Source organism: Streptomyces sp. NPDC086077 (genome assembly GCF_040686175.1).
Classification (GTDB): Bacteria; Actinomycetota; Actinomycetes; order Streptomycetales; family Streptomycetaceae; genus Streptomyces.
This window is the reverse complement of the sequence record NZ_JBFBJT010000209.1, coordinates 1-9,403: the sequence shown is the minus strand read 5'-3', so window position 1 is coordinate 9,403 and position 9,403 is coordinate 1. Positions and strand designations below refer to the sequence as shown.

The 9,403-nt window shown below is 70.5% G+C and carries 11 protein-coding genes and 1 pseudogene; 10 read left to right on the top strand and 2 right to left on the bottom strand.

From position 1 onward, the window contains the following. Window positions 1-64 precede the first annotated feature (64 nt). The 3 genes from AB0O67_RS34545 (at window position 65) to AB0O67_RS34535 (ending at window position 3,078) form a co-directional block, all read left to right on the top strand. Window positions 65-1,228, top strand: coding sequence for an acyltransferase (locus AB0O67_RS34545; protein WP_365459104.1), 1,164 nt, complete (start codon window positions 65-67; stop codon window positions 1,226-1,228). A gap of 189 nt (window positions 1,229-1,417) precedes the next feature. After that, complete coding sequence (locus AB0O67_RS34540; RefSeq protein WP_365459101.1) at window positions 1,418-2,224, top strand: SAM-dependent methyltransferase; 807 nt, start codon at window positions 1,418-1,420, stop codon at window positions 2,222-2,224. Between the two features lie 182 nt (window positions 2,225-2,406). Further along, the gene (locus tag AB0O67_RS34535; RefSeq protein WP_365459098.1) at window positions 2,407-3,078 is read left to right on the top strand and encodes a ScbR family autoregulator-binding transcription factor; all 672 of its coding nucleotides are present in this window, start codon (window positions 2,407-2,409) and stop codon (window positions 3,076-3,078) included. Between the two features lie 95 nt (window positions 3,079-3,173). On the opposite strand, the gene AB0O67_RS34530 is transcribed toward AB0O67_RS34535, so the two are convergent. Beyond that, the gene (locus tag AB0O67_RS34530; RefSeq protein WP_365459095.1) at window positions 3,174-3,902 is read right to left on the bottom strand and encodes a ScbR family autoregulator-binding transcription factor; all 729 of its coding nucleotides are present in this window, start codon (window positions 3,900-3,902) and stop codon (window positions 3,174-3,176) included. A gap of 222 nt (window positions 3,903-4,124) precedes the next feature. Here AB0O67_RS34530 and AB0O67_RS34525 point away from each other — a divergent pair, with 222 nt between their 5' ends. Then, a complete protein-coding gene (locus AB0O67_RS34525; RefSeq protein WP_365459092.1) occupies window positions 4,125-5,105 on the top strand; it encodes a ScbA/BarX family gamma-butyrolactone biosynthesis protein in 981 nt (326 codons plus the stop codon). Window positions 5,106-5,533: 428 nt separating this feature from the next. Here the strand turns inward: AB0O67_RS34525 and AB0O67_RS34520 are convergent, their stop codons facing one another. Beyond that, window positions 5,534-6,304 (bottom strand): response regulator transcription factor, encoded by a 771-nt coding sequence (locus AB0O67_RS34520; protein WP_365459089.1) that lies wholly within the window; start codon window positions 6,302-6,304, stop codon window positions 5,534-5,536. A 374-nt stretch (window positions 6,305-6,678) separates the two neighbouring features. On the opposite strand from AB0O67_RS34520, the gene AB0O67_RS34515 reads away from it, so the two are divergent. The 6 genes and pseudogenes from AB0O67_RS34515 to AB0O67_RS34490 form a co-directional block, all read left to right on the top strand. Further along, the gene (locus AB0O67_RS34515) at window positions 6,679-7,308 is read left to right on the top strand and encodes a hypothetical protein (RefSeq protein ID WP_365459086.1); all 630 of its coding nucleotides are present in this window, start codon (window positions 6,679-6,681) and stop codon (window positions 7,306-7,308) included. Continuing rightward, window positions 7,305-7,496, top strand: a complete 192-nt coding sequence (locus AB0O67_RS34510; protein ID WP_365459107.1) for a hypothetical protein — start codon at window positions 7,305-7,307, stop codon at window positions 7,494-7,496. The genes AB0O67_RS34515 and AB0O67_RS34510 overlap by 4 nt, the downstream gene beginning before the upstream one ends. Window positions 7,497-7,847: 351 nt before the next feature. Beyond that, window positions 7,848-8,219, top strand: coding sequence for a dehydrogenase (locus tag AB0O67_RS34505; RefSeq protein WP_365459083.1), 372 nt, complete (start codon window positions 7,848-7,850; stop codon window positions 8,217-8,219). Beyond that, window positions 8,216-8,791, top strand: a complete 576-nt coding sequence (locus tag AB0O67_RS34500; RefSeq protein WP_365459081.1) for a nuclear transport factor 2 family protein — start codon at window positions 8,216-8,218, stop codon at window positions 8,789-8,791. The genes AB0O67_RS34505 and AB0O67_RS34500 overlap by 4 nt, the downstream gene beginning before the upstream one ends. Before the next feature lie 3 nt (window positions 8,792-8,794). After that, window positions 8,795-9,286, top strand: coding sequence for an ester cyclase (locus AB0O67_RS34495; RefSeq protein WP_365459078.1), 492 nt, complete (start codon window positions 8,795-8,797; stop codon window positions 9,284-9,286). Between the two features lie 28 nt (window positions 9,287-9,314). Beyond that, window positions 9,315-9,403, top strand: a pseudogene (locus AB0O67_RS34490) (LuxR C-terminal-related transcriptional regulator); the annotation flags it as partial.

Below are 9,403 nucleotides of genomic sequence, written 5' to 3'. Positions count from 1 at the left end.
CCATAGCCCACGTGAGACATTTTTGTCTCATCCTGGGCGTGTGTGACTCACGGCCCCGCGGTCGATACCACGTGTCGGCGCCCGTACCGGGCGGGCACGCTCTCTCGCCGGGCTGCCGTCGCTGACGGGACTCCGGTTCTACGCGGCGATGGCCGTGTTCCTGTACCACGTCACGAGCCCCCAGCTCAGCCCGTTCGGCGGGCGGAGCGGGCACGACGCGGCCCGGCTGTTCGGGATCGCGGGCGGGCTCGGGGTGTCGTTCTTCTTCATCCTCAGCGGGTTCATCCTGACCTGGTCCGCCCGCCCCACGGACACCTCCGGCCGGTTCATGCGCCGCCGCCTGGTCAAGCTGTACCCCAACCATCTCGTCACCTTCGTGGTCTCGCTGCTGGTCTTCGCCGGCGCGACCACCACCGCCTGGCAGCACTGGCTGCCCAACCTGCTGCTGTTGCAGACCTGGTCCTGGGACCCGGCGGTGTCCTTCAGCGTCAACGCCCCGAGCTGGTCGCTGGGTTGTGAGCTGCTCTTCTACCTGTGCTTCCCGCTGCTGCACCGCGCGGTGAAGGCGATCTCCCCGGCCCGGCTGTGGGGGTGGACCGCCGGCTTCGTGGCCGCCGTGATCGCCGTACCGGCCTTCGCCTACGCCGTACTGCCCGGCGAGGTCCGCGTCCCGGGCTGGCAGGTCAGCGAGGTGCAGAACTGGTTCGTGTACCAGCTGCCGCCGGTGCGGATGCTGGAGTTCGTGGTCGGCATGCTGCTCGCCCGGCTCGTGCTGACCGACCGCTGGGTGGGCGTACGGCTGTGGCAGGCGGTGCTCCTGTGCGTCGCCGCGTACGCCGTGGCGCTCAACGTGCCCTATCTGTACGCCCTTTCCGCGGTCTGGGTGATCCCGCTGGGCCTGCTCATCCCGGCCGCCGCTGTCGCCGACGTACGCGGGCGGCGCTCGCCGTTCCGGGGGCGGGTGATGACCTGGCTCGGCGAGGTGTCGTTCGCGTTCTACCTGCTCCAGGCCACCGTGCTGATCGGCGGCACCAAGTACCTCGCCGGGCACGCCCCTTACAGCTTCGCCGAGGCGGTCGGATTGTGCCTGCTCGCCTGGGCCGTCACCACCGTCCTCGCGTATCTGCTGTACGCGCTGGTCGAGCGCCCGGCGATGAAGCACCTCAGCCGGCCGCGCCGGAGGGATGCGGCAGTGGGCCCGGTGGAGCGGACGCCCAGCCTCCGTTGACATCGGACGCGTGCACATGTCACGCTTCCTCCCGGAGCCCCTTTGCCCTGAAACGGCATGACAAAGGCGACATCCACCGGTAGTCACCGGTCCTGGATGTCGCCTTTTCTGTTTGCCCTTCGCCGGCCGGCCCTGCCCGGGCTCCCCCCCCCCGCACGAGACCCAACCCCTCACCAAGGATGTGTGGACATGCCCGAGAACATGACCCCCGACCAGATTCCGCACGCCGCGCGCATCATGGACTACTTCCTCGGCGGCTCCGAGAACCTTCCGGTGGACCGCGCGGCGGCGGACGGCATCGTGAAGCTGCTGCCCGGCGGCCCGCTGGGGGCGCGCGCCAACCGGCGCTTCCTCAACCGGGCGGTGCGCACCGCCACCCGGCGTGGCATCGGCCAGTTCCTGGACATCGGCAGCGGCATCCCGGCGGCCGCCGCCACGCACGAGGTCGCGCCCGAGGCCAAGGTCGTCTACGTCGACAACGACCCGGTCGTCGGCGACATCTCCCGCCGGCTCCTGGGTGCGGCCCCGGACGGCCGGACCGCCTACGTCGACGCGGACTTCCGCGACCCGCAGGCCGTGCTGTCGGCCCCCGCGGTCAAGGAACTGCTCGACTTCTCCCAGCCGGTGGCCGTGCTGTTCGGCGCGCTGCTGCACTTCATCGTCGACTCCGAGGACCCCTACGGCACGGTCGAGCGCTACAAGGAGGCGCTGGCCCCGGGCAGCCTCGTCATCCTCACCCACTCCAGCCCCGACTACGTCTCCGCGCCGGTGCGGGCCGCGGTCGACGAGTTGTACACGAACCTCCGGGTGGACCTCGCCTCCCGCTCCCGCGCGGAGATCACCCGGTTCGTGGCCACCGAGGGCTGGACCGTGCTCGGACCCGGTGTGGTGTCCGTCAACGAGTGGGAGACGGACGAGGAGCGGGCCTCCGACGCGGACTACCAGACCAACCGTGAGGACACGGCCGGCTTCGCCGCCGTCACCGTGAAGAACTGACGCACCCGGACGTGGCCGGCCCGGTTCCCGTGGGCCGGCCCCGTCGCGCGACGCGGGCCGGGAAGTGTGAGGGTTTGGAATCTTTTTGTTTATCTGACACTGGGCTTGCGTTCCCCTGCCGTGCCGAGGCGTATGAAGGACCCATACAGGAGGTGTAACGGGTTGCTTCGAGGAGCGGTCGGATGGCAGGCAGACAGAAACGCTCCGAGCGGACCGTCGAACGACTGGTGGTCGCCGCGGCCGAGCAGTTCGCGCGGCACGGCTACGTACGGGCCACTCTCGCCGACATCAGCCACCACGCCGGGGTGACCAAGGGAGCGCTGTTCTTCCACTTCTCCACCAAGGACGAGGTCGCCATGGCCGTGCAGGAACGCGGCCGGGAGGTCATGGAGCGCGCGGTGCTCCAACTGGAGGCGACCGGCAGGACGTATCTCCAGCTCGTCGTCGACCTGACGTACGAGCTGGGGCGGTTGCTGCGCGAGAACGTGTTCGTGCGCGCGTCGGTGCGGATCGCGCGGGAACGGGAGCCGGGGGACATCGGCGGCATCGTTGTCGGCCGTGAGCCGCCCGGCGACGACGGCACCCCGGACTTCTACGGGCAGTGGCTGGGGCGGCTGGGCGGTCTGCTCGACGAGGCCCGCCGGGCCGGTGAACTCGGGCGCTCCGTGGCGGAGTCGTCCGCGCGGACGCCGGTGGCGGCGGCGGTCTCCGGGCTGGAGACGCTGACCTGGCTGGGTGTGCCTGCGGACGAGTGCGAGACGTGGCTCGCCGATCTGTGGGAACTGACCCTGCCCGCACTGGCGTCGGAGGACGGGCTGCGGGCGGTACGGACCACGGCCCCGTCCGTGCTGTGAGGCGCGGGGCCGCTGTCGCGGGCCGGAGCTGACATCACGTCGGCCCCGCCGTGCGGGCCACGTTCGCGCGCGCCTCCCTGGCCCGCGCCTACCGGTCAGTCGGTGTGCTTCGGTACCAGCTCCTGTTCCCGCCCCGGCTCCCGCCCCTGCTCGTGCTCTGCCGGGCGGTCGTCGTCCAGCGACGGAAGCCCCAGCTCCGCGCGGCACTTGGGGGAGCCGGCGGCCTGGAAGCCGGCGAGCCGCTCCGCCGGGACGATGCCCGGCAGCAGGTAGCGGAACATGTCCGTGACCCGCTCGTGCAGATCGTCGCGACCGGTGCGGACGTACGAGGTGAGCTGGAGCCCGGTGAACGAGCCGCACACGAACGTCGCCAGGTCGGTGACGTTGATCTCCGGAAAGAGGTCACCGCGGCCCTGGGCGGGTGCCAGGCAGTCCCGCACGATGCTGATCCACGAGTTGTACGGCGTGGGGTCGGGGTCGACGAACGAACCGAACTCCACCACCAGTCGTATCCCCGCGCGCAGCCGGACGTCGGTGCGCAGTCCGTGCGCCAGCCGGTGCCCCATGTCGATCACCGTCTGCACGCCCGGCATCAGCTCCCCGGCGATCAGGTCGGTGGACTGGAACTGCTCGTCGACCAGCGCGCGGGCGAGAGCCTCCTTGGAGGCGAAGTGAAAGTAGAGGGCGCCCTTCGTGACGCCCGCCTGCTGTGCGACGTCGCTCAGGCTCGTACCGCCGAAGCCGGTCGCGTCGAAGGCTGTCGCGGCTCCGTCGAGGATCGCCTGCCGGGTGATCTCGGCCCGTTCCTGCCTGGCCCTGGCCACTTGCCTACCTCCTGTCCGTCGGCGGTCCGGTGGCGGTCGCCCACCCCCGCCGGCGCCGCCGCGAGTCCCTTGGTAAAAGACTGCCATGTCTCAGAGAAAAAAAACCAGTCAGCTAGTACGCTTACGGCAGCGGCGTTGCCACGCACGACGGCGGCCCATGTAAGCCCTGTCCTGTTCCGCTCGCGGAAGGCGGCGTTCCTTTCGCGCCTCAGGAGGCACACGATGAGCGCACTTGTGCAAGCCGACCGACTGGAATTTTTAACTCTCGAAAACGGGGAGGTCGACCTCTTTGAACGCACGGTGCCGCGCTGGCTCGTGCACCGCGCCGCGGTCTCGGAAGTCCTCATCACGGGAGTCCGTCCCCATAGACGGGACGTGTACCGCGTGGGTGCCCAATGGGCGCGCGGGCACAGCTACTACGGCCCGGTGGCGGGCCGCTGGCACGACCCCATGGTCCTGGGAGAATCGATACGCCAGGCCGGGCTGCTCCTGGCCCACCAGGCCCTCGGCATCCCGCAGGGGCAGCGGTTCCTGACCAAGCACACCTCCTTCGAGATCACCGAGGAGGGGGCGCGGCTGGCCGGGGCGCCGGCCAACGTGGTGCTCGAAGTGACGCTCAAGGACATCCGCTGCCGGCGGGAGCACGTCGTGTCGTTCGCCTGCGACGTGCTCGCGCACCGGGACGGCACGCTCATCGGGCACGGGTACGCCGCCAGCGACTGCGTGGCCCCGGCGGTGTACCGCAGGCTGCGCGGCGAGCGGGCCGAGGCCCGTCCGGCGTGCACGCTCATCCAGGCGGTCCAGCCCGAACTCGTGGGCCGGAGCAGGGAGTTCGACGTCGTGCTGGGCGTGCCGGGCGGGGAGGCCGGCAACGACCAGGGTGCGGTGCACCTGCTGCGCGTCGACCACACCCACCCGGTGCTGTTCGACCACCCGGTGGACCACGTGCCGGGCATGCTCGTCATGGAGGCCGCCCGGCAGGCGGCACTGGCCCGCCTCGGGCTGCCGCAGGGGCTGCTGGTCGGCTGCGACGCCTCGTTCCACCGGTACGTCGAGCTGGACACGCCCTGCGTGGTCTCGGCGTCCGTACCGACGGTGGACGAACTGGGCCGCCGCAGCCTGACGGTGGAGTTCCACCAGTCCGGCACCGTGGCCGGCGTCTGCACGGTCACCATCCTGGACACGACGGCCCAGCACGCCTGAACACCTTGGGGGTGCCCCCTTCCCGCGGGATGCGGGGAGGGGGCACGGCCACCTGCGGCGCGGCGCGCGCGGGACGCGGACGAGGCGGCGGACGCGCGGGGGCGCGGACGGGCTCCGGTCCGGGGCGGTGCGGTGGTCGCGTGTGCCCGGCGCGGACGACGTCGGCGAAGCAGCCGTAGCGCTGCGCGGGCCGCACGGGCGTACATCCGCAGGCGCGGACGAAGTGCCACGGAGTATCCGCGAGGCCTCGGCCGCGCAGCCGGCTCGCGTACTCGGGCGTCGACCGATCCGTGCGTGGCGCAGCCGCGAAGGCGTCCGCTGGGCGGCGTGGAGCCCCCAGGGGCGCGCCCCTGGGGGTTGAAGGGTGTGGGGTGGCCGCAGGGGCCCTGGGCGGGCGTACCCCGGCCGTGGGAGTGCTGACGGGAGCCTCAGCCTCCTGTCCTCTCCGGTGTTCGGCGGACCGGGGCCAACGGCTTGGGAGGGATCACCAGGCGGTAGCCGATGCCGCGTACCGTCTCGATCCAGTCGCGGCTGCCCAGCTTGCTGCGCAGGGAGCCGACGTGGACGTCGAGGGTGCGGGTGGAACCGAACCAGTTCTCGTCCCAGACCTGGGCCATGATGTCCTGCCGCCGGTGCACCGTGCCGGGCTCCTCCATGAGCATCGCCAGCAGGTCGAACTCCCGCCGGGTGACCGGGATCTCCTCGCCGTCGAGGGCGACCGTCCGGGTGCGCAGGTCCAGTCCCAGCGGGCCGGCGCTCAGCGTGTCCCGGGGGGACGGCACCCCCTGTACGGGCCCCTCCACGGCCCGCGGCTCCTGACGGTGGCTCTCGTGCCAAGGGCAGTTGCCGGTGCGCCGGAACAGCGCCTGGATGCGCGCGCTCAGCTCGTAGGAACCCACGGGCTTGTACGCGAACGCGTCCGCGCCCATGTGGAACGCCATCACCCGGTCCAACTCCTCGGCCCGGTCGCTCATCGCGAGGATCGGCACGCAGGAGCGCTCCCGGATCCGCCGGCACACCTCGTGGCCGGCCAGGTCCGGCAGGCTGAGTTCGAGCAGGACGAGCGACACGTCGTCCAGCAGCTCCAGCGCGTCGGCCCCGGTCGCGGCGCGCAGCGCCACGAACCCGTGGACGGTCAGGGCCTGCGCGAGCGATTCGGCCACGCCGTCATCGTCATCGACGATCAGAACGGTCCTCATCGGTGTCTCCCAGCGCCGTGGCCCGCCCGCGTCGGAGCGGTCCGCTGCGGGTCTGAAGGGTGGTCTAAAAAAACTGGTCGAACGGTATCTTCTGCTATGTTTATCAAACGGATCGGCCAGTCTTCAAGCCTTGCCGGAGGCTGCCGGGCCCGGCCCGACGGCGGAACCAGCCCCTCCGGGGACGCCACCGGGCGCGCCACCGGCCTCCGGTCCCGCCGGGCGACGAATTCAGGCCGTCTCACACTGCCCTGACGGTCCGTTCACACAACTGCAGATGCTTGTCCAAACCCTGAACGAGCCTGCGTTGAAGCGCGTCGGGGCGGCCGCGAGCATGGAGGAAGTCTCAGGAAAACCCAGAGATTCGGGGGATTCGGATGCACGAGGTTCGGCAACTCGCCGACGACCACAGGAGCAGGGACTGCGTGCCCCTGTGCGGTCGGATCTGCGCCAAGTGCGTGGGCCGGCTGCACCGGGAGTTACGCGCTCTGCTCGAACTCTACGAAGAGAGCGATCAGGCCCTCACCCGGGCCACGCCCCATCTGCGCGAGCGGGTCAGCGGCAGCCGCAGCACCGTGGGCATCGTGCTGGACGACAACGCGGTGGCCCTGCGGGCCCAGGCCGCCGACGTACTCGCACAGTGGGCGCGGCTGGTGGTGGACGAGCGGCGGGACCGCGCACCGCGGCCCCGGGAGCCCCGGATGGACAGCCTGGTGCGGTTTCTGCGGCAGCAGTTGCCGTGGCTGGCCGGCCACCCCGCGGCCATCGACTTCGACGAGGAGGTCGCCGAACTGCTCACCGCCTTCGGCAAGCTGTTCGGTCCCGGCCAGGTGCGCAGGTTCCCGCTCGGGGCCTGCCTGGAGCCCGGGTGCGACGGGGCGCTGCACGGGGTGATGTCCGCGGGCGGCGGCCGGGTACCCAGCCATGTCACCTGCGACGCCGGGCACGCCCTGCCGCCGCACCAGTGGATGCGCGTGGCCGACCGGCTGAAGGGTGAGGCCGCGTGACGGAGGAGGAGAACCGGAGACGACGGAGGGTCTCGACGGAACTGGCCGCCCTCGCGATGGGGGTGTCCGAGGCCACCATCCGCAAGTGGGCGAGCCGCCGGAAGATCACCCGGTACGGCGGCCCGCAGCGGGCGGAGTACGACCTGGACGAACTGTTCCGGCTGGCCCGTCGCGACGATTCCCGATAATTCCCGATCTTCGGCAACGGCGCCGGGGAATAACGCATTCCCAATTATCCAACCGACATCGTGACGGGCCGTCAGGACCATCATGGAGAAAAGCGCGGATCCGTGCGGGGATCCCGTTGAGCAGCCCCCGCGGCCGACCCCCAGGCCGCGGGGGCTGCTTCTTTTCCGTTCACCGGTGATTCATCACGCAGCCGCCGGAAAACCGGAGTTGACGAAGCTCGGGCCAAGGTGTCACACTTTTTCCGGCGCCTTCATGCCCTGACTCGAAATCCGTATCCACGTCGGTGTTCCCGACCTGGATGCGGATTTTTTGTTTCCCCGACGTTTCTCCGACTAGAGGAAGTGTGGTCGATGCCTGTTTCTACCTGGACGCCCGTCGGTCGCTGGACGGGTACGGTCACGCACGACGGCGAGGTGGACGACTACACGGTCACCTTCGAGCCGGACGGTTCGCTCTCGGTCACGACCAAGAAGAGCACCGGCACCGGCTCGTGGACCGTGACCAGCGACACCGAACTGGAGTTCTCCCTGCGCGAGGACTTCAACCTCGACGTCACCCAGATCAGCCCCAACGGCCACCACGCCGCCTACATACAGATCGACATCAGCGCCCGCCGCGACGGTGACACGCTCACCGGCGAGGGCAAGGCCGTCGTGCACGGTCCGGACGACGCCGTGATCTACGGGACGGACGCCACCACCGAAGCGCGCCGGGTGTCATGACCCGCCCGCAGGCGGCGGACCCGGCCGCCCTGGCCACCGAGGTCGCCCGGCTCGCCGACCTCGCCGAGCTGCAGAAGCTCGCCGGCCGCTATCTGGCCAGCCTCGACGAGGGCGACTTCGACGAGGCCTGGGCCAAGTCCCTGTTCACCGAGGACATCGAGATGACCTTCCCGGTGGGCAGCCACCACGGCATCTCCGGTGTCGGCGATTTCACCACCGTGATCATGGCGCGCTGGGGCCGTACGCATCATCACGGCTCCGACAGCTCGGTCGACCTCGACGGCGACCGGGCCGAGCTCAGCTGGAGCCTGATCGCGTCCCATGTGCACCACGGCTCGCCCCTGCCGCCGGACCCCTCCGAGTACTTCCAGCTCGGCGGGCGGTTCACCGGCACGGCCCGGCGGCTGTCGGACGGCTGGCGCTTCGACCGGCTGCGGCTGCGCATCTCGTGGACCACGGGTGCCGTGCCCAGGGGCGTGACCCAGGTCGACGTCAAGACCCTCGACACACGCGGGAACACCACCGCGGCCGCGTCAGCGGCATCAGCGACAGCAGCGACGAAGGAGAACTGACGCATGCCCACCACGCTCACCGCCGAGCAGCAGCGCGAGGTCATCGAGAAGGTCTTCCACGAGGGCCTGGACCTCGGTGACCTCTCGGCCGCCGACCGCTATCTGACCGCGGACTTCCGCAACAACGGCAGCCACGACGACTCGATGCGCGGCCCGGAGGCGTTCAAGCACACCATCAAGATCCAGCAGTCCGCGTTCAGCGACATCCGCTACGAGATCCTCGACTTCATCTCGATGGGCGACAAGGCCGCGATCCGCTGGGTGATGCACGGCAAGCACACCGGCCCGTTCATCGGCGTCCCGGCGACCGGGCTGCAGGTGCAGCACCAGGCGATCATCTGGTTCCGCTTCGAGGGTGACCGGATCGCCGAGCGCTGGGGAATCGTCGACAACTTCACCCTGGAGCGCTTCCTGAAGTCCGGCGGCAAGCCGGTCGGCCCCCTGACGCCGGCCGGCGCGAACGGCGGTCCCGGCGCGGGCAAGCCGGCCGCCTGACCCACGCCCCGGATCCGGACGACTCCGGGTCTCGGTGAACACGGTGAAGACCCACCTCAAGAGCGCCTACCGCAAGCTCGGGGTCAACCGGCGCGGCGACGCGGTGCGCCGGGCCCG